Source organism: Bradyrhizobium sp. ISRA464, from assembly GCF_029910095.1.
Lineage (GTDB): Bacteria > Pseudomonadota > Alphaproteobacteria > Rhizobiales > Xanthobacteraceae > Bradyrhizobium.
Genome location: NZ_CP094526.1, coordinates 5513407 through 5537638 on the forward strand (window position 1 = coordinate 5513407; position 24232 = coordinate 5537638).

15 protein-coding genes are annotated in these 24232 nt (G+C 64.9%); 2 read left to right on the forward strand and 13 right to left on the reverse strand.

What is annotated here, in order from left to right; all coding sequences use genetic code 11:
• Nucleotides 1-47 precede the first annotated feature (47 nt).
• From MTX19_RS25770 to MTX19_RS25785, 4 genes are all read right to left on the reverse strand, one after another.
• A complete protein-coding gene (locus MTX19_RS25770) occupies nucleotides 48-2432 on the reverse strand; it encodes an MMPL family transporter (RefSeq protein ID WP_280979896.1) in 2385 nt (794 codons plus the stop codon).
• A gap of 200 nt (nucleotides 2433-2632) precedes the next feature.
• Nucleotides 2633-3424, reverse strand: a complete 792-nt coding sequence (gene eutC, locus MTX19_RS25775; RefSeq protein ID WP_280985527.1) for an ethanolamine ammonia-lyase subunit EutC — start codon at nucleotides 3422-3424, stop codon at nucleotides 2633-2635.
• Between the two features lie 4 nt (nucleotides 3425-3428).
• Nucleotides 3429-5015: a B12-binding domain-containing radical SAM protein gene (locus MTX19_RS25780; RefSeq protein WP_280979897.1), complete on the reverse strand. Its 1587-nt coding sequence runs from the start codon at nucleotides 5013-5015 to the stop codon at nucleotides 3429-3431.
• Nucleotides 5016-5147: 132 nt separating this feature from the next.
• The gene (locus tag MTX19_RS25785) at nucleotides 5148-6530 is read right to left on the reverse strand and encodes an ethanolamine ammonia-lyase subunit EutB (protein WP_280979898.1); all 1383 of its coding nucleotides are present in this window, start codon (nucleotides 6528-6530) and stop codon (nucleotides 5148-5150) included.
• A 325-nt stretch (nucleotides 6531-6855) separates the two neighbouring features.
• On the opposite strand from MTX19_RS25785, the gene MTX19_RS25790 reads away from it, so the two are divergent.
• Nucleotides 6856-8562, forward strand: a complete 1707-nt coding sequence (locus MTX19_RS25790; RefSeq protein ID WP_280979899.1) for a methyl-accepting chemotaxis protein — start codon at nucleotides 6856-6858, stop codon at nucleotides 8560-8562.
• A 154-nt stretch (nucleotides 8563-8716) separates the two neighbouring features.
• Nucleotides 8717-10219, forward strand: coding sequence for a sensor domain-containing diguanylate cyclase (locus MTX19_RS25795; protein ID WP_280979900.1), 1503 nt, complete (start codon nucleotides 8717-8719; stop codon nucleotides 10217-10219).
• A 5-nt stretch (nucleotides 10220-10224) separates the two neighbouring features.
• Here MTX19_RS25795 and MTX19_RS25800 read toward each other — a convergent pair whose 3' ends face one another.
• The 9 genes from MTX19_RS25800 to MTX19_RS25840 all read right to left on the reverse strand — a co-directional run bounded on the left by MTX19_RS25800 (nucleotide 10225) and on the right by MTX19_RS25840 (nucleotide 24218).
• On the reverse strand, nucleotides 10225-11103 hold the full coding sequence (locus tag MTX19_RS25800; RefSeq protein WP_280985528.1) for a transglutaminase family protein: 879 nt from the start codon (nucleotides 11101-11103) through the stop codon (nucleotides 10225-10227).
• Nucleotides 11100-13631 carry a circularly permuted type 2 ATP-grasp protein gene (locus tag MTX19_RS25805; RefSeq protein ID WP_280979902.1) on the reverse strand — a complete coding sequence of 844 codons (2532 nt, stop codon included), beginning with the start codon at nucleotides 13629-13631 and terminating at the stop codon, nucleotides 11100-11102. The genes MTX19_RS25800 and MTX19_RS25805 overlap by 4 nt, the downstream gene beginning before the upstream one ends.
• 20 nt (nucleotides 13632-13651) lie before the next feature.
• Nucleotides 13652-16918 carry a transglutaminase family protein gene (locus MTX19_RS25810; RefSeq protein WP_280985529.1) on the reverse strand — a complete coding sequence of 1089 codons (3267 nt, stop codon included), beginning with the start codon at nucleotides 16916-16918 and terminating at the stop codon, nucleotides 13652-13654.
• A 227-nt stretch (nucleotides 16919-17145) separates the two neighbouring features.
• On the reverse strand, nucleotides 17146-18669 hold the full coding sequence (locus MTX19_RS25815) for an altronate dehydratase family protein (RefSeq protein ID WP_280979903.1): 1524 nt from the start codon (nucleotides 18667-18669) through the stop codon (nucleotides 17146-17148).
• 195 nt (nucleotides 18670-18864) lie between these two features.
• Entirely contained in the window at nucleotides 18865-19641 is a 777-nt protein-coding gene (locus MTX19_RS25820) for an aldolase/citrate lyase family protein (protein ID WP_280979904.1), read from the reverse strand.
• 39 nt (nucleotides 19642-19680) lie between these two features.
• Nucleotides 19681-20766 carry a malate/lactate/ureidoglycolate dehydrogenase gene (locus tag MTX19_RS25825; RefSeq protein ID WP_280979905.1) on the reverse strand — a complete coding sequence of 362 codons (1086 nt, stop codon included), beginning with the start codon at nucleotides 20764-20766 and terminating at the stop codon, nucleotides 19681-19683.
• A gap of 76 nt (nucleotides 20767-20842) precedes the next feature.
• Nucleotides 20843-21571: an ABC transporter ATP-binding protein gene (locus tag MTX19_RS25830; protein WP_280979906.1), complete on the reverse strand. Its 729-nt coding sequence runs from the start codon at nucleotides 21569-21571 to the stop codon at nucleotides 20843-20845.
• Nucleotides 21571-23346, reverse strand: coding sequence for a branched-chain amino acid ABC transporter ATP-binding protein/permease (locus MTX19_RS25835; RefSeq protein WP_280985530.1), 1776 nt, complete (start codon nucleotides 23344-23346; stop codon nucleotides 21571-21573). Before MTX19_RS25835 ends, MTX19_RS25830 begins: the two co-directional genes overlap by 1 nt.
• Complete coding sequence (locus MTX19_RS25840; RefSeq protein WP_280976866.1) at nucleotides 23343-24218, reverse strand: branched-chain amino acid ABC transporter permease; 876 nt, start codon at nucleotides 24216-24218, stop codon at nucleotides 23343-23345. Before MTX19_RS25840 ends, MTX19_RS25835 begins: the two co-directional genes overlap by 4 nt.
• Nucleotides 24219-24232: the final 14 nt, after the last annotated feature.

Sequence of the window (24232 nt, forward strand, 5' to 3'; positions counted from 1 at the left end):
TGCCAAAGAAGGCCCGGCTCCGTGATGATCGGAGCCGGGCTTTTTTGTCAAGCCTTCTCGATCGGCGCCGGCTGCCCGCCCTTGCCGCGGAGCTTTTGCGACAGGTTGATCAGGAACATCGAGGTCGGCCGCAGGATGAAGAGATCCGCGACCAGCGCCGCAACCATCGAGAACGCGCTGAGCCAGCCGAACAGGCGCAGCGACGGCAGGTCGGAGAACACGGTGACGACGAGGCCGCAGGCCAGCACCACCGTGGTCAGGATCAGCGCCGGACCGACCAGGACCGTGGCGCGCTCGACCGCAAGCTGCGGCGTCACGCCGGGCTTGGTCTCAAGCCGCAGGCGGTTGAGGAAGTGGATGGTGGCGCTCAGGCCAAGGCCGAACGACACCGTGAGCGCCACGACGCTGGCGAATTGCAGCCCCTCCCCCATCAGCCACAGCACGGTGCCCGACAGCACCACGGGAAAGATGCCGGGCAGGATGCAGGAGAACATCACCACGATCGAGCGGAACGCCAGTCCGATGAAGATCGCGACCAGCGCGAACTCCACGGTAAGGCCCCGATTGAGCTTCTCGATCATGCTGGCGCTGTTGCGCGCGGCGATCGCCGAGAGGCCGGTGACCGCGATCTCATAGCCGGGATGCTCGGCGCGCACCTTGTCGAGCTCATGGTCGAGCTTGTTGACCACCGGCAGGATCTGACTGGAATCGAGGTCAGGCACGCGCCCCGACACCACCACCGCGTCCTGATTCTTATCGATAAAGCGACGCACCAGGTGTTCGGGGATCAGGTCGACATATTCCTTCAACGTATTGACGTCCGTTGTGCCGGCCTTCTCCGCAAGCCAACGGCGCAGGGTCTCCAGCGACCATACGTTGCCGACGCCGGCGGTCTTCTCGACCATCGCATGGACGTCAGCGATCGTCTTCAGCGTCTCCGGCGCGTACAGCGAGGCTCCTTGCGGGAATTGGATCAGCACGTCGATCGGGTTGGCGCCGGTCAGCTTGGCGTCGAGGCGGTTCGACGCCGCCACGGCCTGCCGCTTGTCCGGCACCTGATCGGCAAGCCGGTAGCGCGGCTGCAGGTTGGCGTAGATGAGGCCGAGGCTGCCGACGACGAGCAGCGCGATCAGGCTGAATAGCCCGGGACGGCCGACCATGCGCACGGCGATCCAGTAGCAGAAATTTCGCAGCGCCTGCACGCCGGCGTCGGCGCTCTGGAATTTGACCGCGAAGATCCGCTCGTTGCGCACGAACAGCACGCCGAACACCGGCACAAGGCTCAACACCGCGATCAACGCGATGATTGTGGCGGCAAGGCCCGCCTCGCCGAATTTGCGGATCAGGTCGGAATCCGAGAACTGCAGCGCGATAAACGAGATGCCCGCGGTGCCGTGGGTCAGCACGCAGGCGGGACCTACCACCAGCACCGCGTTCTTGAAGGCGGTGAACTTGTCCTGGCCCGCGATCAGCCGGTCGCGCGCAGCAAAGGTGAGCTGCATCGAATCGGAGAAGCTGATCACCATGATGAGCGGCGTCATCACGTTGAGGAACATGTTGAGATTGAAATTGGCCCAGCCGAGGCCGCCGAGCGCGAGCAGGATCGCGATCATCGGTGGAAATGCCGCCGCCACCATGAAGGAGATCTTGCGGAAGAAGATGATCGCGATGATGCAGCCGGCGAGGATGCCGAGGATGTTGTAGGTCAGTCCGTCGCGCTCGACCGCGTTGCGGATTTCGAGCTGCATGACCGGCACACCGGAGAGTTCGGCATTGAGCCCGCTGCCGCCGAGATCTTCGGCCATGATCTTTCTGATGTCGCCGACCACATCGCTGAGCTTGTTGCTGCTGACCACCTTGGGCTCGAGCGACAGCACGATCAGCGCAAGCGTGCCGTCTTCCGACAACAGTTTGCCGCGGATGATCTCGTTGCTTTTGACGGTCTCGATAAACTTGTCGTAGGCCTCCCCTTGCGGCAGCTCATTCGGGAACAGCGCCGCCGGCAGCTTGCCGGGAGCCGGCGCCTGCCGCGCAGAAAACAGCGAAACGAGGCCGCGGACCCCATCGACGAGCTGAAGGTCGGTGACCATGTCGCGCAGCTTCTGGAGATTGTCACGCGCGAGCAGCGTCTTGCCTTCGACCACGACCAGGACGTCGAATTCGGTCGAAGGGAACCGCTTGGTGACCGCCTCGTACTGTTTGAAGTCCTTGGAGTTGGACCGGAACAGCTGTGACAGCGAGTCGTCGATCTTGATCCGCTGGACGCCGAACACGGCGCCGATCATCAGAAGGACGAGAACGATGCAGGACAGGATCGGCGCCCGCATCGGGATCAGGCCGAGACGCTCGATCCCGAAAGCAATGCTGGGCCCGGACCGCGGCTCTTCGACCTTCTCCACGTGGACCTGACTTTCGGAATTCTTTTCGAGCATGCCCTGTCCAGTTCTGAAAACGACTCAATCTAGCTTGGGTGTTGGGTCCTCAGGCGCGAATGAGGCTCGTGGGCGCAGCCGATCGGCGCTAGTCCTTGAAAACACGCGAATATTGACCGGCGCCGGTTTTACAGGCCCACCTTCCTGCTCGCAAGCGCGAGCATGGAGTCGAATCGGCGGGGAACCGCCGAAAACCACCATTAAGTAGCTGATTTGTCACACTCCGGTAGCGCATTCTGGGACGATCCACCGCCGCTTTCATCTTTCAGTGCGACTCCCGTGATCTGGCGTGCCGACCCCTCGCGTACAAGCCAGGAAATCCTGAATGCGGCCTCCGGGTAGCTCAGCCCGGCACCATGAATATTGGAGACGCAGTTGCGCTCGGCGTCGGTCAGGCCGATCCGCGGCCCGAAGGTGAGATAGGCGCCAAGGCTGTCGGGCGCCGAAAGGCCCGGCCGTTCGCCGATCAGCATGACGAGCATGCGCGCGCCGATGACGGCGCCGATCTCGTCACCGAGCGCGACCCGCGCCCCGGACGCGATAACCACCGCACCGACCTCGATCTTGTCCGCGGCGAGTCGCGGGACGAGATGCCGGAGCAGTTCGACGGCGTGGACGTTGACCGCGGTCGGCGACAGGCCGTCGCCGATCACGATGGCGCAGGGGCACGCGGCGATACCCCTGCCCTCCGGGGTTCGCAGCGCTGCGGGATCGAGCCTGCGCCCGAGATCGGGACGGCGCAGGTAGTCGCGCCGGCTGTGTGCCTGGCTCGACACCTCGACCGGCGCGAAGCCGAGGCCGGCGAGACTCGCAGCGATGCCGGCGACATCGAAGGCGGCGTGAACGGCGTCGCGGGCGCGTGCGTGGTCGAGCATGAAGGAGAGCAGCGCATCGGTCGACAGGCTGGCGCCGGACCGGCCAAGGCCGACGCGCGCCGGCGTCAGCTCGCGGAGATCGGCAAGGGAATGTGATGATGGCGCCGGGGCTTTCATGCTCTCATTCGGCGGGCACGGACGCCTCGCGCAGCCGGATCGAATAGTTCGACGCGTTCTGCCTGCCGCTGGAGGCCGCACGCGCGAACGTGATCAGATGATGCCCGACCAGCGTCGCCGAGATCAGCCCCTCGATGTCGCCGCGCTTCAGCCGTCCCAGCGCAAATTTCCAGAACACGCGCCTGTAGTCGCCGAGTACGCCGACCTTCCAGAAGATGTTGCGCAGCATGATCAGGCCGCGCCGGATGTTGGCCCAGCTCTTCATCTCCGGGCTGACCGGCACCTTGATGCGGTTGGCGTAGGTATATTCACATTGATACAGATAGCGCGCGAACAGCTTCTCGGGCTGGTAGGCGACCTCCATGCATTTGCGCCAGGAATTGACCACGTCGTCGTAGGGCAGCAGGAACTGCACGTTGGAATCGCGGCTATCATCGTGGACCAGCCGCCCGGCCTTTTCGAGGCGATCCCACAGCGGCGTCTTGGGCAGCGCCTGCAGCAGATTGATGGTCAGGAGCGGAATGCGGGACTCGTCGATGAAGGAGAGCAGCGCATCACCGGTCTCAGGCTTGTCGGTATCGAGCCCCATGATGATACCGGAGACGACCTCCATCCCGTAGGAATTGATGGTGTGCACACCCTCCAGGATGGGGACCATCATGTTCTGGTCCTTGTGCATCGCCTTCAACGCGTCAGGGTCGGGCGTCTCGATGCCGACGAAGATCGTGACGAAGTACGCTTCGCGCATCTTCTCCAGGATCTCCGAGCGCTTGGCGATGTTGAGCGTCGCCTCGCAGGCAAGCCGGGTGACGTAACCGGTCCGCTTCTGCCATTCGATCAGGTGCGGAAGCAGCTCGACCGCCGCCTTGCGGTTGCCGATGAAATTGTCATCGACGAAGTAGATCGTATCGGTCATGCCGCATGCGCGCAGCTTGTCGAGCTCAGCGACGATCTGCTGTGGCGTCTTCAGGCGCGGATTGCGGCCATAGAGGCTGGGGATGTCGCAGAACTCGCATTGATAGGGGCAGCCGGACGAAAACTGAATGCTGCCGAGGAAGTACTTCTTGGTTTCGGCGAGTTCATAGGCCGGCAGCGGAAAGTCCGTCATCGGCAGGCGGTCAACCGTCTTCAGCACGATCTGCGCGTCCGGACGCCGCGTGTCCTGCGCCAGGCGCCTGATCAGTTCGTCGGTGGCGTCGCCGAGTTCGCCGACGTGGAGGTAATCGAACGAGGGATAATAGTCCGGGCAGGCGCTGACCGACGGGCCGCCGATCGCGACCGCCAGGTCATGATCATGGGCGCGGTGGCAAATGTCGTTCATCTGCTGGCGCTGGATGTGCATGCCGCTGACGAACACGGCGTCCGCCCACGCGAAATCATCATCCGACGCCGGACGCAGATTCTCGTCGATGAAGCGGACCGACCAGGTCTCGGGCAGATAGGCAGCGATCAGCAACAGCCCCTGCGGCGGCATGAACGCCTTGACGCCGGCGGTGAGCGGATAGGAGTACTCGAAGGTACCAAAGGCCGACGTATAGCGCGGAAAGACGCAGAGGATACGCCGCACCGTCTCAATGCCTTCAGCTCTCATCAAACATCCTCAAGCGAAGTACCAACAAATCTAACCACGCCATTGAACGGTGGGCCAGAAATTCTTCAACATTGTGGCACCTGCTAACGTCACAACGTCGGGATGGTTGCTACGGAGGACGCCGTTTTCGCATCAGGCCAGCAGCCTGGAAGCAAATTCGGGCAGCTGCCCCGCATCGCCAACAAGGCGAAAGTCCTGCCCCGCAAGGCCGGCGCGCATCAGCCAGTCGTCGAATTCGGGCGCCCGCTTCAGGCCGAAGAGGTCGCGGATATAGAGCGCATCGTGAAACGAGGTCGACTGGTAGTTCAGCATCACGTCGTCGGCGCCGGGAACGCCCATGATGAATGTGACGCCGGCGGCCGCCAGCAACGTCAGGAGATTGTCCATGTCGTTCTGATCGGCCTCGGCGTGATTGGTGTAGCAGACGTCGACACCGAGCGGCAGGCCAAGCAACTTGCCGCAGAAGTGATCCTCGAGCCCAGCACGGATGATTTCCTTGCCGTCATAGAGGTATTCGGGACCTATGAAGCCGACCACGCTGTTGACGAGAAGCGGATCGAACGCGCGCGCCACCGCATAGGCCCGCGCCTCGCAGGTCTGCTGATCGACCCCGTGGTGAGCGTTGGCCGACAGCGCCGACCCCTGCCCGGTCTCGAAATACATGACATTGCCGCCGACCGTGCCGCGGTGCAGCGAGCGTGCCGCCTCGCGCGCTTCGCGCAGGATCGAGAGGTCAACGCCGAAGCTGCGGTTGGCGGCTTCCGTGCCGGCGATCGACTGAAAGACGAGATCGACGGGTAGTCCCTGTCCGATCAGGCCGAGCGTGGTCGTGACATGCGTGAGCACGCAACTTTGCGTCGGAATCTCCAGCCGCGTGATGATGTCATCGAGCAGCCGCAGCAAGGCCGCGATTACGTTGGGATCGTCGCTTGCCGGGTTGATGCCGATGCAGGCATCGCCCGATCCGAGCAGAAGCCCGTCGAGGATCGAGGCGGTGATGCCGCGTGCGTCATCGAAAGGATGGTTGGGCTGCAGCCTTGCGCTCATCCGCCCGCGCAGGCCGATCGTGTTGCGAAACCGGGTCGTCACCTCGCACTTCCGCGCGGCCAGGATCAGGTCCTGGTTGCGCATCAGCTTCGAGACCGCCGCCACCATCTCCGGCGTGACGCCGCGCGAGATCTTCGTCAGGGCGTCGGCGGTCGCGGTGTCCGACAGCAGCCAGTCGCGGAAGCCACCGACGGTGAGCGACGACATCGGCAAAAATCCCGCAACGTCATGGCTGTCGAGGATCAGACGGGTGACCTCGTCGTCCTCATAGGGGACCACCGGCTCGTTGAGGAACTGACTGAGCGGAACGTCGGCAAGCGCGAAACGTGCGGCGATCATCTCCTCGGCGCTGTCGGCCGCGATGCCGGCCAGCCGGTCACCGGAACGCGGCGGCGTCGCCTTGGCGAGCAATTGGCGCAGGTCATCGAAGACGTAGGAGGTCGCAAAAACGGTGTGACGGTAGACCATGGCATTTCGGGTCTCGGAGGGAGGCGGGACGGTGCAGCGTAGCACCTCTTTGCTAACAGCTCCCATGAAGCGTTGATGACGACTGGCAGATGCCCGCAAGGTTCCAGCAACGCTGCCCGCGCACCTCCAACGGAACTCGCATCATGTGAACGCCCCGCATTACTCGTCAAACTTCGAAGGTTGCAACTGCGAAAAGCTCGCGCATTAAGGAATCGTCCACGAAGATTCTGCATAATTTTTGATCGGCCGAAGGGGTTCGCCGACCTGCTGGGGTGCCCTGGATGCCCATCTCGAACGTCTCCCGGCCTCCTCCCTCAGGCGTCCCATGGCATCCCGATTCTCGCTCGCAGCCAAGCTGTACTCGATCTTCGCCCTGATCGCCGCGCTGACCGCAGCCATCACTTTCCTGTCCGACTACAACACGCGGCGGAATGCGGAACTGACCGAGGCCGTCGACCTCGCGAGCCGCGCTGCGCTCAACGTCGAGCGGGTCAACTCGCTGGTCTATGCCGTGGTGATGGAATCCCGCGGCATCTACATGTCGACCGAACCGGCGACGGTGAAGAAATACGGCGATGGCTTGTTGAAGTTCAACGAGCAGATCCTCGCCGTCGTCAGGAACTGGGAAGCACTGGTGCAGGCCGACGACGCCGAGCAGTTTGCGACCTTCAAGAAGCGGATCGAGCAGTTCGTCGACTTCCGCAAGGAGCTGGTCCGGCGCGGCGTCGAGATCGGCGCCGCCGCCGGACGCGAATGGGGCGACAACGACGCCAACCGCCAGGTGCGCTCCGCCCTGAACAAGGATCTCGAAGCGCTGTCCAGGGTCTACGCCGAACGCAGCAAGAGGCTCGCGCGGCAGGCCGCCGTCAACCGCGACATGGCCCTTGTCCTGACTTGCCTCGGCGCCGTGGCCCTGATCGTGGTCGTGCTCGGCGTGCTGATCATCGCCCGCTCGGTCGCCCGCCCGCTGTCGCAGATCACCGCGACCATCAAGCGCGTGGCCGAGGGCGCTGACCACGTCGACGTTCCGCATATCGGCCGCGGCGATGAGATCGGCGCACTGGCGCGCGCCATCAAGGTTTTCCAGGAGGCGATGCAACGCAACCGCAGCCTCAATGCGCAAGTCGTGCAGGACTCCGAGGCGCGCGACGCCCGCAGCCGGCGCATCGAGACCTCGGTGGAGGCGTTCCGCGGCACGATCGGCTCGGTGCTTCGCGCGGTGCACGACAATGCGGCCGCGATGCGCGACACCGCGCAGACCATCGCGAGCGTCGCAGCGAATGCGAGCGGAGGTGCCGTTACGGCGGCGAGTGCGACCGAGCAGGCCTCAAGCAACGTCTCCGCCGTGGCCGGCGCCGCCGAGGAACTCTCCGCTTCGGTCCAGGAGATCGGCCGACAAGTGAAACAATCCTCCAACGCGGTCGAGCAGGCGGGTGCGCGCACTGACAAATCGATCAGTGAGATCGAGGGCCTTGCCGCCACCACCCAGCGCATCGACGGCGTGCTCAACCTTATCCAGGCGATCGCCGAGCAGACCAACCTGCTAGCCCTCAACGCCACCATCGAGGCCGCGCGCGCCGGCGACGCCGGCCGCGGCTTTGCCGTCGTCGCGCATGAGGTCAAGGCGCTGGCCGGGCAGACCGCGAAAGCAACCGCTGAAATCAGCGAGAATGTCAGCCTGATCCAGGCCTCGACCCGCAACTCGGTCGGCGCCGTCCGCGAGATCGGCCACGCGGTGCGCGAGATCAGCGACGTCACCTCGACGATCGCCGCCGCCGTCGGGCAGCAGGATGCAGCCACGCGCGAAATCTCGGTCAATGCGCAGATGGCCGCACAAGGCAACGAAACGCTGGTCGCAAACATCGGCTCGCTTCGCGATAACATCGGCCAGACCAGCAAGGCGGCGGAATCGGTGCTTACGGCATCGAACGACCTGACCGCGACCGCAGAGACGCTGTCGCGCGAGGTCGAGCAGTTCTTCCGCAACCTGCGGACCGATGCCGCCGACGGAATCCGACGGACCGGGACCTGAGCGCTGGGTCGGTGCGACGCCGCATCCGCTCCGCTACGGTTAAGGACAGCCTAACCGGCTCGCATAAATTGCCAGCTGTTCGCGCCGGCTTTTTCAATTTGATGCCCCTATCAAAAAGACCAAAGCGCGGGGGCGCGGAATTTGGAAGCGAGTCATGGACGGGCTTTTGCCTCGGCCAAAAGCGGTGCCAGCCAAACGGCTACTTGCGCTTGGCATCGGCCTCGTTCTGGGGTTTTCGGTCGTCTGCGCGTCCATCCTCTGGGAGATGGCGCAGAAGGACTACCAGCACGCGAAGGAAGGCGCGACAAACCTGGTCGCCTCCATCGCAAGCGAAATCGACCGCAACATCGAGCTCTACGATCTCTCGCTACAGGCGGTCGTCGACGGAGAGAAGCTTCCGGAGATCAACAGCATCAGCCCTGAGCTTCGGCAGGTCGTGCTGTTCGACCGCGCTGCGACCGCCAAGGATCTGGGCTCAATCCTCGTGCTCGATACCGTCGGCAATGTCACGCTGGATTCCAGGACGTTGATGCCGCGAAAGGCGAATTTCGCCGATCATGATTTCTTCCGAATACACCGGGCGCGATCGGACGCCGGACTATTCATCAGCCCTCCCTGGATGACATCGGAGGGAGAGTATCTGATCAGCCTGAGCCGGCGCATCAGCAACAATGACGGCTCCTTCGCCGGCGTGGTCGCCGGCAGCATGCGGCTCAGCTACTTCCACAACCTGTTCCGGAAGCTGAATTTCGGACCTCTTGACAGCATGGCGCTGTTCAATAGCGACGGCACCATGCTGATGCGCGCGCCGTTCGAGATCGACCGCATCGGCCAAAGCATCAGGGATGCCCAGGTGTTCCGGCTGTTTCCGCGCCAGCGGTCCGGGTCCTATACAACGAATTCGATCGTCGATCACGTCAATCGGCTCTACGTCTTCCAGCAGATCGGGAACCGCCCGCTGCTGATCGCCGAGGGCCTCGCGCTCGACGGCATCTATGCGGACTGGTGGCAGCAGTTCTGGCTGATCAGCATCGTAGTCGTTGCACTTGGCAGCTTCGCGATCGTGCTGATGTTCTATTTGGTGGCCGCCGTGAAGCGGCGGGCCGCCGCAGAAACCCAGCTGGCACACCTCGCCGGCACCGACGGATTGACCGGACTCGCCAACCGCAGGCGGCTCGACCAGACCCTGGCCGTCGAATGGCGCCGCGGCCTGCGCGCACAAGCACCGCTCTCGCTGTTGATGATCGATGTCGATCACTTCAAGGCCTTCAACGACACCTACGGACACCAGGCCGGCGATGCGGTGCTGGCCACCGTGGGTCAATGCATCGCGACGAGCATCAAGCGCGCGTCCGACCTCGGCGCACGCTATGGCGGCGAGGAATTTTCCGTGCTGCTGCCCGGCGTCGGCAGGGCTGGCGCGCTGGAGATTGCAAACCGGATTCGTGAGCTCATGGCAGCGTTCCGCCAAACCCAGCATGAGTTGCCGACCGTGAGCATCGGATTGGCCTGCATGACGCCGGCCGAGGAAGGCGCCTTGCACGACCTCGTTTCGGCCGCAGATCTTGCACTCTATGAAGCCAAGCACGCAGGCCGCGATCGCGTGGTCGTCAGCCCCGCCGGGCACGACGGCTCGCGTGAACGCCGTGCGGCGTAGGCCGCCTACTCCACCGGCAGCACATCGACCGCGACGTTGAGCTTCTGCTTGCTCGCGCCGACGATGACGCCGTCGACCGGCGAAACATCGGCGAAGTCGCGGCCGATGGCGAGGATGATATGATCGTTGGCGACCATCAGATCGTTGGTGGGATCGAACCCGATCCAGCCGAGGTCGTCGCCGCACCAGACCGACACCCAGGCGTGCGTCGCATCCGCGCCCTGCAGCCGCGGCTGGCCCGGCGATGGAATGGTGCGCAAATAGCCGCTGACATAGGCCGCCGGCAGGCCGAGCCCGCGCAGCCCCGCGATCATCACATGGGCGAAATCCTGGCACACGCCATGGCGCTTCTCGAACACTTCCCGAAGCGGCGTCGAGATCACGGTCGCCTTTGGATCGTATCTGAAATCGGCGCGGATGCGGCGCATCAGGTCGGCCGCGCCGGCGAGGATGCCGCCTCGCTGTGGGAAGCTCGCGGCGGCGTAGTCGGTCAGCGGACGCAGCAGCGGCACCAGCGCACTGGCAAAGACATAGCCGACCGGTGAGGACGGACCGAGGCTCGTCGCCTCCAACGCGGTGTCGCGCACCTTCTCCCATGGCGCGCTCGCAGCATCGCGGGCCGGCGCCTGCCGCGCCACCGAGACCCGCGAGCGGGAATCGATGCGGAGATTGCGATGCGCAGTCTCGATCAGCACGCTGTCGGTCAGCGTGCCGAAGAAATCACGCCGCGCGGTGCGCTCCGCGGGCCTCGGGCGGATCTCGACGCTATGGGAGATCAGCTCCTGACCGTCCCCGCTCAGCGGCACCAGCCGCAGCGAGCAGCGCGCGAAGCTGACCTGGGCCTCGTAGCTGTAGGTCGTGACGTGACGGATGTCGTAGATCACGCCAGCCCCGTGAGCTTCTCCGGCCGGCTGGCGTTCGGTCCATGCGGGAAGTAATGCAGCCCAATGGCGTCGGCGAGATTGAGCAGATCCTGCTCCAGCGCGAACAGCATCTTGACGTCGAGGCTGGCGGCCTCCGCCGTCGTCAGCATTGCCTCCACGGCGACCGCGAGCCGCTGCGGCCGCTCGATCAGCCCGTGCTCCTTCAGGCTCGGCAACGCAGCGATGTGCTCGTTCAGGTCAGCGACCTGGAACGCAACCGAACGCGGGTTGTAGGGATCGAGCACGGCAAGATCGCGCACCGGCGCGAGCAGCGGTTGCACCAGATAGCGCGAGCGATAGGTGATCTGGCAGTCGACCAGCGTGAGCAGGACGTCGAGGTCCTCGTCGCCGGCTTCGTCATAGGCGAACTGGCGGGCGAAGCGCGTGGTGTTGATGGCGCGTTCGGCGCGGCGGCCCATGTCGAGGAAGCGCCAGCCGGCGGCGCGGTTCATGTTCTCCTGCGCAAGCCCCGCGAAGCTCGCCAGCTCCTGCAGCGTCAGTTCGGCAGCACTGACGACGCCGTCATCATCATGGACCTCGATCGCGAGCCGATCGGCCATCTCGGTGATGACCTGCCAGGCGTCGGGCGACAGCCGCTCGCGCAACGAGGTCGCGGTGCGCTGCGCCGACCGCACCAGCGAGAGCGCCGAGCCGAACTTGTCCTCGCTCTGCAGTGCCTCGAGCGCGACCTTCGCCGGATTGGCACGTGCGGTCTGTGAGGCCGCGCCCCAGGCGACCAGCAGGCGCTGGATGCGCTCCGCTGAATGCAGTGTCGGCGTGGTGCCGGCCGAATTGTTGCGGGCGGGATCGCGCAGTTGCGTGCACAGCGCGCGGATCAGCCGGATGGTCGCCTCGGCGCGCTCCAGGTAGCGGCCGAGCCAGAACAGATTGTCGGCGGCGCGGCTCGGCAGCACGCCGGCGATGCGGCGGATCCGCACGGTGTCGACCGCCGGCAGCAATGTCGAGGTTGCGACCGCCTTGTCGGAAACCACCCAGACGTCGGCCGACACGGCACCATCGCCCATCGACACCGCGCGCGCATCCGCTCTTTCGGCGATCCGGCAGAAGCCTCCGGGCAGCACCGTCCAACCGTTCGGCGTCGCGGCCGCGAACACCCGCAGCACGAAGGGCCGCGGCGCGATGCGGCCGTTCTCCCAGACCGGCGTCGTGGAGAGGCGCACCAGCTCCTGCCCGACATAGTCGATGCCGCGATGGCTGATCGCATCCTTCAGACGATCACGATCGGCTGCCGACAATTCGCTGGCCAGCACCGGGCCGTTGCCGGGGAAGCCGGGAACGCCGCGGCCATAGGCGCCCTCGATTGCGAACTCATCGAGCCGCGACAGCACCTCCTTGCGCGCGGATCTCTGGCCGCACCACCAGGTCGCGATGTGCGGCATCATCAGATCTTCACTCAGCAGGCGCCGGCAGAGATTGGGCAGGAAGCCAAGCAGCGCCCGCGCCTCCATCACACCGGAGCCCGGCATGTTGGCGACCACTGCGCCGCCCTTGCGCAGCACCTCGACCAGGCCGGGCACGCCAAGATAGGACGACGCGTCGAGCTCGAGCGGATCGAGCATGTTGGAATCGACCCGGCGCAGCAGCACGTCGAGCCGCTTCAGCCCGGCCACGGTGCGGATATGGATGCGGTCGCCGGAGACCGCGAGGTCGTCGCCTTCGACCAGCAGGAAGCCGAGATATCGCGCGAGCGTGGCGTGCTCGAAATAGGTCTCGCTAAATGCGCCCGGCGTGAGCAGGCCGATTCGCGGCTCGTCGCGGTCGGCGCTGGCGCGCAGCGAATCGCGGAACGCTTCGAAGAACGACGCGACGCGTTCGACATTCATCGACTTGTAGAGATTGGAGAAGGCGCGCGACAGCACCAGGCGGTTTTCCAGCGCGTAGCCCGCGCCCGAGGGCGCTTGCGTGCGGTCGCCGAGCACCCACCAGCGACCATCGGGCCCGCGGCCGATGTCGGCGGCGTAGAGATGCAGATAGCGGCCGCCCGGCGGCTTGATGCCGCTGACCGCACGCAGATATTCGCTGCTGCCCGCGATCGCCGCGGCCGGTATGGCGCCGCTCGCGACCAGGCGGCCCTCGCCGTAGAGATCGGCCAGCACCATCTCGAGCAGTTGCGCGCGTTGCGCGACCGCCGCGCTCAGTTGCCGCCAGTCGGCGGCGTCGATGATCAGCGGCAGATGGCTCAGCGGCCAGATCCGGTCGGCGGTGTCGCCGGGCGCGCGGTAGGTGACGCCGGCCTCGCGCAGATGGCGGTCGGCGGAGGCGAAGCGGCGCTTGATATCGACCGGCGACAGCGCGGCAAAGGCGTCGAAGAAGCGGGTCCAGACCAGGCGCGGCGCGCCGCTCTCGCCGAGATATTCGTCGGGAATGCCGGGAAGCCGGACGTAGTCGCGCATCCATTGCGCCATCCGCCGTTGACCGGGACTGGCCCTGCTCTCCTGACTGCTGCCTTGGCCGCCCGATCCGGTCATTGCACTTCCCCTGAGCACAATTAGTGCAGGAGCGGCGTTCGCAAGTCGAGGGTCAACGGAAACTCAATTGTGTGTTCCTGCGGCGGCGTCTCGATCTTGCCGGGGGTGTGACCGTGGTCCTGGAAGCGCGCCAGCCGCCGCGCCTCAGCCTCGTAGGAATTGACCGGCTTGCTCTCGTAGTTGCGACCGCCGGGATGCGCGACATGGTAGACGCAGCCGCCGAGCGAGCGGCCGTTCCAGGTGTCGATCAGGTCAAATGTCAGCGGCGCGTGCACGGGGATGGTCGGGTGCAGGCCCGAAGCCGGCTGCCAGGCCTTGAAGCGGACGCCGGCCACCGCCTCGCCGGCGCGGCCGGTCTCGGTCATCGGCATCCGGCGCCCATTGCAGGTGACGACGTGGCGTCCCTCGACGAAGCCGGTCGCTTTGACCTGCAGCCGCTCGACCGAGGAATCGACGTAGCGCACGGTGCCGCCCGAAGTGCCCTCCTCGCCCAGCACGTGCCAGGGCTCCAGCGCCTGCCGCAGCTCGAGGCCGACGCCGCCGTGATGGACGCGGCCGAAGGCGGGGAAGCGGAATTCGAGCTGGGCCTGGTACCATTCCGGCTCGACGTCGTAACCGGACTGTTTGAGCTCCGCGAGCACGCCGAGAAAATCCTCCCAGAGAAAATGCGGCAGCATGAAGCGGTCGTGCAACGCGGTGCCCCAGCGCACGAACCGACCCTGCTGCGGCTCCCGCCACAGCTTTGCGATCAGCGCGCGGATCAAGAGCTGCTGCGCAAGTGACATCCGCGGATCGGGCGGCATTTCGAGCGCACGGAATTCGACCAGCCCGAGCCGGCCGGTCGGGCCGTCAGGCGAATAGAGCTTGTCGATGCAGATCTCGGCGCGATGGGTGTTGCCTGTGATGTCGACCAGGATGTGCCGGAACAGGCGGTCGACCAGCCACAGCGGCGCCTCCATGCCCGGCGGCGGCACGTGTGAGAGCGCGATCTCCAGCTCATAGAGCCCGTCATGCCGCGCCTCGTCGATACGCGGCGCCTGACTGGTCGGGCCGATGAACATGCCGGAGAACAGATAGGACAGCGACGGGTGCCGCTGCCAATACAGCACCAGGCTCTTCAACAGATCGGGCCGGCGCAGGAACGGTGAGTCCTCCGGCCTGCTGCCGCCGACCACGACGTGATTGCCGCCGCCGGTGCCCGTGTGACGGCCGTCGATCAGAAAGCGGTTGGCACCGAGCCGCGTCTTCGCCGCGTCCTCGTAGAGTCCCAAGGTGATGTCGACGGCCTCGCGCCAGCTTTGCGCTGGTTGTACGTTGATCTCGATGACGCCGGGATCGGGCGTCACCTTGATGACCTCGATGCGCGGGTCGAAGGGCGGCGCGTAGCCTTCGACATGGACCTGCAATTGCAGCTCTTCCGCTGTCGCCTCGATTGCGGCGACCAGATCGAGATAGTCGTCGGCCGTCTCGACCGGCGGAATGAACGCGCACAGCGCGCCGTCGCGAAGCTCGATCGACATCGCGGTCCGCACCGGCAGCGGCTCGGGAATCTCCTTCAGCGCCTGCTGCAGCTCCGCATCGATCTCGGAGAGCGCATCGCGCGGCGCCATCGGATCAAGCTCGATGATGTAGGGATAGTCTTCGGGAGCGATATATTCGAGCGAGGAGATCGGAAGCCGCAAGCCCAACGGGGAATCGCCGGGTGACAGGAACAGATGGCTGCGCCGGATCTTCCAGCGCTCGCTGCGCCAGCGCGCAGGCACGCGATCGCCGAGCGGCGTCCAGCGCTGGATCGGCAGCACATAGCCTTTCGGCGTCGTCAATCCCTCGTCGAACACTCGCGCCAATCGCGCACGCTCTTCCGGATCGGTCAACCTGGAATTGGCGGGACTGACATTGGCGGGCAAACCTGCCTCGCGCTGCAGCCAGAAGGCGGGATCTTCATAGGCCGGCATGACATAGTTGGTGCTCAGCCCGAGCTTCCCTGAGATACCTTCGGCGAAGCGTTGGGCGTCCTCGATTTCGGCCTTGCGCGGATTGTCGATCGCAGCGATCAGGTCGGCGTTCTTCCAGATCGGCTTGCCGTCCTTGCGCCAGTACAGGCCGAACGCCCAGCGCGGCAGGCTTTCGCCGGGATACCATTTGCCCTGGCCGTAGTGCAGCAGGCCGCCGGGCGCAAAGCGCGTGCGGAGCTTGCGGATCAATTCGTCGGCGAGCGCACGCTTGGTCGGCCCGACCGCGGCGACGTTCCATTCCGGCGATTCCAGATCGTCGACCGAGACGAAGGTCGGCTCGCCGCCCATGGTCAGCCGCACGTCGTCCGTCTTCAAATCGGCATCGACCTGCCCGCCGAGGCGATCGAGCCGTGCCCAGGCTTCGTCCGAGAACGGTTTGGTGATCCGCGGCGCCTCGCGGATGCGCTTGACGCTCATCTCGAAGTCGAAATCGACATTGGCGACGCCTGCCGTGCCGGTGATCGGTGCGGCCGAGCGATAGTGCGGCGTGGCGCAGACGGGGATGTGTCCCTCGCCCGTCAACATGCCCGAGGTGACGTCGAAGCCGATCCACCCCGCACCCGGCAGGTAGACTTCCGCCCAGGCGTGCAGGTCGGTGAAATCACTCTCGACCTCACGCGGCCCCTCGACCGGGTCGATGTCAGGCCGAATCTGGATCAGATAGCCGGAGACGAAGCGCGCGGCGAGCCCGAGATGGCGCAACATCTGGATAAGCAGCCAGGCCGAGTCGCGACAAGAGCCGGAGCCTGCGGCCAGCGTCTCCTCGGGCGTCTGGATGCCGGGCTCCATACGGACGATGTAGCTGATCCTCTTCTGCAACTGCACGTTCAGCTCGACCAGAAAATTGACCGTGCTGTCGGCTGTGCGCGGAATCTCGTTCAGGTAAGCCGCGAGCAGCGGGCCGGGCTCGTCCGTCTCGAGATAAGGCGCGAGCTCGGCCTTGAGATGGTCGGCATATTCGAACGGAACGCTGTTGGCATAGGGCTCGACGAAGAAGTCGAACGGATTGACGACCGTCATCTGCGCGGTGAAATCGACCTCGATCCTGAGCTCGGTTACCTTCTCCGGAAACACGTAGCGCGCGAGCCAGTTGCCCTGCGGATCCTGCTGCCAGTTCACGAAGTGGTTTGTTGGCGTGACCTTGAGCGAATAGCTCAGGATCGGGGGGCGCGTATGTGGTGCGGGCCGGAGGCGAATGGTCTGGGGCCCGAGATCGATCGGCCGGTCGTATCTGTAGTGCGTGACGTGATGCAGTGCGACGAAGATCGACACGGACCAATGGCTCCAGCGGCTTTTTTGAGCAGAACATTGCCGCCGGAACGGATCAAGCACTAACAACGGGCACGCGGTGCCTGAAGTAATGGCGAACTCGTAGCCCGAATGAAGCGAAGCGCAATCCGGGAGCCCTCGTCGCTTGGGTAGACCCCGGATTTCGTGGAGCCTGTTATCGGGCGCGCATTCGCGCGACCCGTTGGCTCCATCCGGGCTACGCGATCGCGCTACATCGTCGCCCCTAACACCCAGGGCGCGAACTCGGCGCCGCCGAAATCAAAGCTCTCGCTCTTGGTCGGTTGGCCCGACGCGGTCTTGAGGATGAGGTCGAAGATGCGCTGGCCGCATTCCTGCACGCTCTCCTCGCCGTCGAGGATGGTGCCGCAATTGACGTCCATGTCGTCTTCCATCCGCTTGTACATCGGCGTGTTGGTGGCGAGCTTGATCGACGGTGCGGGCTTGCAGCCGAACACGCTGCCGCGGCCGGTGGTGAAGCAGACGAGATTCGCGCCGCCCGCCACCTGCCCGGTCGCGGCGACCGGGTCGTAGCCGGGCGTGTCCATGAACACGAAGCCTTTCTTGGTGACCGGCTCGGCATAGTGCAGGACGTCGACCAGATTGGTGCTGCCGGCCTTCGCCATCGCGCCGAGCGACTTCTCCAGGATCGTGGTGAGGCCGCCGGCCTTGTTGCCGGGGCTCGGATTGGCGTTCATCTCGGCGCCCTCGCGGCTCGTATATTCCTCCCACCAGCGCATCAGGCCGACGAGCTTCTCGCCGACCTCGCGGCTCACGGCACGGCGCGTCAACAGATGCTCGGCGCCATAGGTCTCCGGGGTTTCCGAGAGGATGACCGTGCCGCCGTGACGCACCAGCAGGTCACTCGCAGCGCCGAGCGCCGGATTGGCTGACACACCGGAGTATCCGTCCGAGCCACCGCACTGCAGCGCCACTGTCAATTCGCTTGCCGGCACCGGCTCGCGCTTGACCTTGTTGGCGTCGGCCAATGCTTCCTTCACGAAGGCGACGCCGGCCTCCACCGTCTTGCGGGTGCCGCCGACCTCCTGGATGTCCATCGCACGCAGACGGCCGGCGAGCTTCTGTTCCTGCATCAGGCCGCCGATCTGGTTCACCTCGCAGCCGAGGCCAAGGACAATGACGTTGGAGAAATTCACATGCCGCGCATAGCCGCCGAGCGTGCGGCGAAGCAGCGCCAGCGGCTCGTCCTGGGTCATGCCGCAGCCGGTCTTGTGGGTCAGCGCGACGACGCCGTCGACATTGGGAAAGTCGGCGAGCGGATTGTCGCCGGTGAACGGGTTCTTCTTGAAGACGTCGGCGACGAGGCCCGCGACATGGGCGCTGCAATTCACCGAGGTGAGGATGCCGATATAGTTGCGGGTGGCGACGCGCCCATCGGGGCGGCGGATGCCGTCGAACGTCGCCGGCAGATCGAAATTCGGCACCGGCTTGACGTCGACACCATAGGCATAGTCCTTGTCGAAATCGCCCATACCGCAATTCTGCGTATGCACATGCTGGCCCGGCGCGATCGGCTGCGTCGCAAAGCCGATGATCTGCCCGTAGCGCTTGATCGGCTCGCCTTGCGCGATCGGCTTGATCGCGACCTTGTGGCCGGCCGGAATGCGGTCGACCGTAGTAACGCCCTCGGTGACCACCAGCCCCGGCGGCAGGCTAGCGCGCGCGATCAGGACGCTGTCGTCGGGATGCAGGCGGATCACTTGTGCCGGGGCCATGTGGGTTCTCCTTTGGAGTTCTTCACCTCTCCCCGTCCTTTACGGGGAGAGGTCGGATCGCGACAGCGATCCGGGTGAGGGGCAAGGCACGTGCGCAATCACTAGCAATGTGCTCGCCGGATGGAAGCCCCTCACCCCAACCCTCTCCCCGCAAGAGCGGGCGAGGGAGCAGAGCATAATGCTTTGCCGGTGAGCTTACGCCTTGCCGCCGGACTTCTCGCGGGTCTGGTTGACCTGCATCTTGGCGTAGGTCTGCATCAGGCCGACCTCGTTCGACAGCGTCACGAGCTTGAAGCCCATGTTGATCGCGCGCACCGCGCCTTCCGCGCCGGAGCAATGGATGCCCGGGTTGAGGCCGCGCTTGCCGCACTCCTTGATGATCTTCTCGTAGATCTTTAGGATCTCCGGCTCGTCGCGATCGAGCTTCGGCACCAGGCCGTAGGAGAAGCCGAGGTCGGACGGGCCGATATAGACGCCGTCGATGCCCTCGACATCGAGGATCGCTTCCATGTTCTCGACCGCAGTCTTGGTCTCCATCATCGGCAGCAGTACGATCTCGTCATTCGCGGTCTGCTGGTAGGTGCCGGCCGAGCCGTACATGCCGGCGCGGATCGGACCGTTGGAGCGCACGCCCTTCGGCGGATACTTGGAATAGGAAACGAGGTTCTTGGCTTCCTGCGGCGTGTTGACCATCGGGCAGATCACGCCGTAGGCGCCGCCATCGAGCACCTTGCCGATGATACCGGGCTCATTCCAGGGCACGCGGACCATCGGCGTGACCGGGTGGGCATGCATCGACTGGAAGCACTGCACCATCGAGAGATAGTCCTGCACGCCATGCTGCATGTCGACGGTGACGCTGTCGAAGCCGCACTGCGCGATCACCTCGGCCGAAAATCCCGACGGGATCGCGAGCCACGCGTTCACCACCGCCTTGCCCGATGCCCAAATCTGTTTGACCTTGTTTGCCATTGATCGCGTTTCCTTTTCGCGTTTCTTGGAGGGCGAGCCTTAGCTGGTCGCCCGCTGGATAGAGACTTCGCTGACGCCGACTTCGCGCGCGGTGTTCACTATCGCCGCCCAGGTGTCGTCAGGCAAGGGGATGCCGTTCCTGGTGCGCTCGGCGCGGGTTTTCCGCTCGGGATCGCCCGGAACCAGCACGGACTCTGTGCCCGCGATCGGCTTGGTGGCGCGGATGAAATCGGTGTAACGGGTGATCTCCCCGTCGAAGAAATTGCTGGTGTCGACCACCTTGGGATCGATGTAGAACGCCATCATGCCGTTGGCGAAACGCCGGTCCGACGACGTCGCGCCGGTGCCGGTGAGCGCGCCGCCGAGCAGTTCACAGATGAAGGCAAGGCCCGAGCCCTTGTGATCGCCGAAGGCGCGGATCGCGCCGGTGCCCTTGGTGTGATCGCGCGGACCGTCGGGCGTGTACGGGCCATACAGCACGTGCGGATCCTCGCTCAGCGTGCCGTCGGCATCTACGAGTGCGCCGGCTGGCAGCTTCTTGCCGCCGCGGCTTGCGACCAGGCACTTGCCCTCGGCAACGACAGAGGTGGCGAAATCGAGCACGATCGGGTCCTGGCCCTGCCGCGGAATGCCGACGCAATACGGCGCGGTGGACAGGCGCTTTTCGACGCCGCCGTAGGGCGCGACCAAGAGCGAGCCTGCCGCGGTCACGAAATGAATCGAGACGAAACCTTCCGCGGCGGCCATTTCGGCCCAGTCGCCGACGCGGCCAAGATGGCCGGAGTTGCGCAGCGCGACCGCGGCAAGCCCTGCCTTCTTGCACTTCTCGATGCCGATCCTGACCGCGATCGGCGTGACGGTCTGGCCGTAGCCGAATTTGCCGTCGACCACCGCGAGCGACGGCGTATCGACCACGACCTCCGGCGTCTGGTTCGGCACGATCGAGCCCATCTTCTTCCAGCGGACATAGACGGGCACGCGGATCACGCCGTGGCTGTCATGGCCGGTAAGGTTCGCGGTCGTCAGGTAAGTCGCGATGCGCCGCGCCTCTTCCGGAGAGGATTCCGAATGGGAAAAGACCTCGGAGACGAAGTTGATGAGGTTCTCGACCTTGATGGTGACCATGAAAGACTAGCTCGCTCGGTTGTTGAAGCATGATCTGATCGGAAGACCGGGGCCCACTTTTCCGGATCATGTAGCTTTAGGCATGGGCCTTGGCGTGACCGCCAAGATAGGCCGCAGCGATGGCTTCGTTGCCCCACAATTCGTCGGGTTTGCCGCCCAGCACGATCCGTCCGGTTTCCAGGACGAAGCCGTGATCGGCGACCGAGAGTCCCATGCGCGCATTTTGCTCGACGAGCAAGACCGTGGTGTCCTTCCTGATCTGCGAAATGATGCGGAAGACGGCCTGCACGATCACCGGCGCCAGCCCGAGCGAGGGTTCATCGAGCAGCAGGAGCCGGGGCTTGGCCATCAGGCCGCGGGCGACCGCGACCATCTGCAACTGACCGCCGGACAGCGTCCACCCGAGCGCATTGGAGAACGTACGGATCTCCGGAAACAGGTCGAACATCGCGTCCGCCTCGCGCGAGATCTGCGACGCCGGCACCTTCCGGTTCGACGCGCCGAGCATGATGTTCTCTTTCACGGTGAGGCCCGGGAACACGCGGCGGCCTTCCGGCACATGCGAGATGCCGAGCCGGACGATCGCTTCCGGCCCAAGGCCCGCGATCGATTGACCGTCGAAGATGATGTCGCCCGAGGTTGGCTTGGCAAGGCCGCTGATCGCGCGCAGCGTGGTCGACTTGCCGGCGCCGTTGGCGCCGAGCAGCGTTACCACCTGGCCCTGCTCCACGGCGATGGTCACGCCGCGCAGCGCCTCGATCTCGCCGTAGCGGACCACGAGATTGCGGATTTCGAGCAGCGGCATCATTCGCTCCCGAGATAGGCGGAGACGACGTCAGGATGGCGCAGCACCGCCATGGATTCGCCGTCCGCGATGCGGCGACCGAAATTCAGCACGGTGATGTGCTGGGCGGCTTCCGAGACCAGCGTCATGTCGTGATCGATGATCAGGATGGTCAGGCCCTGCGCCGCGATGCGCTTGAGCAGCTCGTGCAGCTCGAGCTTTTCGGTCGAGTTGAGGCCGGCGGCCGGCTCGTCGAGCAGCAACAGTGTCGGATTGGACGCAAGCGCTCGTGCGATCTCGATCAGGCGCTGGTGGCCGTAGGAGAAGCTCGAGATCAGCTCGTTGGCGCGGTTGCCGAGGCCGACGAAGGTCAAGGCCTCCATCGCGCGCTCGGTAAGTGCGTCCTCGCCCTTCCCGATCATGGTGTTGCCGGGACGCTCCGCGCCGATCTCGACGTTCTCCAATGCCGTCATCGAACGGAACAGGCGGATGTTCTGGAAGGTACGTCCGAGGCCCGCAGCCGTGCGTTGGTGCGGCGCCATGTTGGTGATGTCGGTGCCGTCGAGCACGATCTTGCCCGCGGTGGCCTTGTAGAGGCCGGACAGCACGTTGAGTGTCGTGGTCTTGCCCGAGCCGTTGGGGCCGATCAGTGCATGGACGCCGCCGCGCTTCACGGCGATATCGACGCCGTCGACCGCCTTGAGGCCGCCGAAGTGCTTCGAGAGCCCGGTCACCTCAAGCACGATGTCGCCACCCGCGGTCGCCGGCTTGAGCTGCAGCGCGGCAGCAGCCGGCGGCGCCTTGGTGCGCGCGCGCCAGCGCGTGAAGGCGTCCGAGACAAAGCCCCAGATGCCGTCGGGCATGAAGCGGATGATCAGGATCACGAACAGGCCGTAGATCGCGAGATAGAGGCCCGGCACGCTCTTGAGGAAGCGCAGCCATTCCGGGATCAGGATCAGAAGGCCCGTACCTATCGCTGCGCCGATCGGCGAGGCCACGCCGCCGAGCAGCGACATGGTCAGGAAGCCGATCGATTCCGCGAACGAGAACTGATCCGGGCTGACATAGGCGAAGCCGCCCGCGAACAGACCGCCGGCCAGGCCGCCGAGCAGCGCGCAGATGCCGAAGGCGTAGACCTTGGTGCGGAATACGTCGATGCCGTTGACGCCGGCCGCGAGCTCGTTGTCACGCACCGCGCGCATGGCGCGGCCGAGCTTGGTGTCCGGCAGGTGCCAGACGATGTAGCCGACGATCGCGAGCACCGCGACGCAGAAGGCGAGATAGCTCTGCGAGCTCTGGAACAGCGCCGGCCTCTGGATGTTGGCCACGCCGTCCGGCCCGTGGGTCAGGCCGATGGCATTGATCATCACCAGGGTCACGATCTGCTGGAACGAGATCGTCACCATCGCCAAATAGTGGCCGCCGAGCCGCAGCGTCGACATGCCAAGGAACGCGCCGGCAATCAGCGCAATCAGGCAGCCGCCGACCAGGCAGGGCCAGAAGCTCATGTGCAGATCGGTCGTGCCGAGACCAACCGCATAGGCGCCAAAGCCGAAGAATGTCGCCTGCGCCAGATTGATCTGGCCGCAGAGGCCGAGCACGACCGACAGCCCGAACACCGCGATCGAGAAGGTCGTCGCCTGCAACAGGATGTTGAGGACGTAGCCGTCGAACCCCATGCTGCCGGCGAGCGCGACCAGCACGGCGGCGCCGATGAAATACGGCAAGTGACGGATGACCAGCGGCCTCGAGCGCACCGCCGGCGCCGGAATCTGAATGTTGTCGCTGGCGCTCATGCTTTCTCCGCGACACGTTCGCCGAAGATGCCCTGCGGCCGGAAGATCAGGAAGGCGATCAGCACCAGGAAGGCGAAGCCATCCTTGTACGGCACCGAGATATAGGCGGCGCCGAACGTCTCGATCACGCCGAGCGCAAGGCCGCCGATGATGGCACCGGCCACATCGCCGAAGCCGCCGATGATGGTCGCGGCAAACGCCTTCAGCGCGATCGTCGAGCCCATCTGGATCGACACGAACAGGACGGGCGCCACCAGGATGCCGGCGAGCCCGCCGAGCACGGCCGAATAGATGAAGGTGATCATGATCATGGTGGAGACGGAAATGCCGAGCAGCGAGGCCATTTCCTTGTCCTGCGAGGTCGCCTGCAGCTTCTTGCCGAGCAGCGTCTTCTCGAAGAACCAGAAATTGAACAGCACTAGCAGGATCGTGACGCCGATGATCAACAGATACTGGCTGTCGAGATAGACCGGGCCGAGCTGGATGCCGGGCGTATCGAACCAGCCCTGCAGCACCTGCGGCTGCGGGCCATAGATCGCGAGCACGGAATTGGAGAGCAGGATCGAGGCGCCGATGGTGGCGATGATCACGGGCAGATAGGTGCGATGGCGCAGCGGATAGTAGACGCCGAGATTGAAGATGACGCCGAGCAGCGCCATGCCGGCGAGCGCAATCAGGAACGACAGCCAATAGGGCCAGCCGAGATCGACGGCGAACACCACCATCAGATAGGCCGCCACCATCGAGAATTCGCCTTGCGCGAAGTTCACCACGTTGGTGGCGCGGAAGATCAGCACGAAGCCGAGCGCGACCAGCGCGTAGACCGCGCCGATGCCGATGCCCGTGAACAGGAGTTGAAGGACCAGATCCATGACAAGCGTTCGGT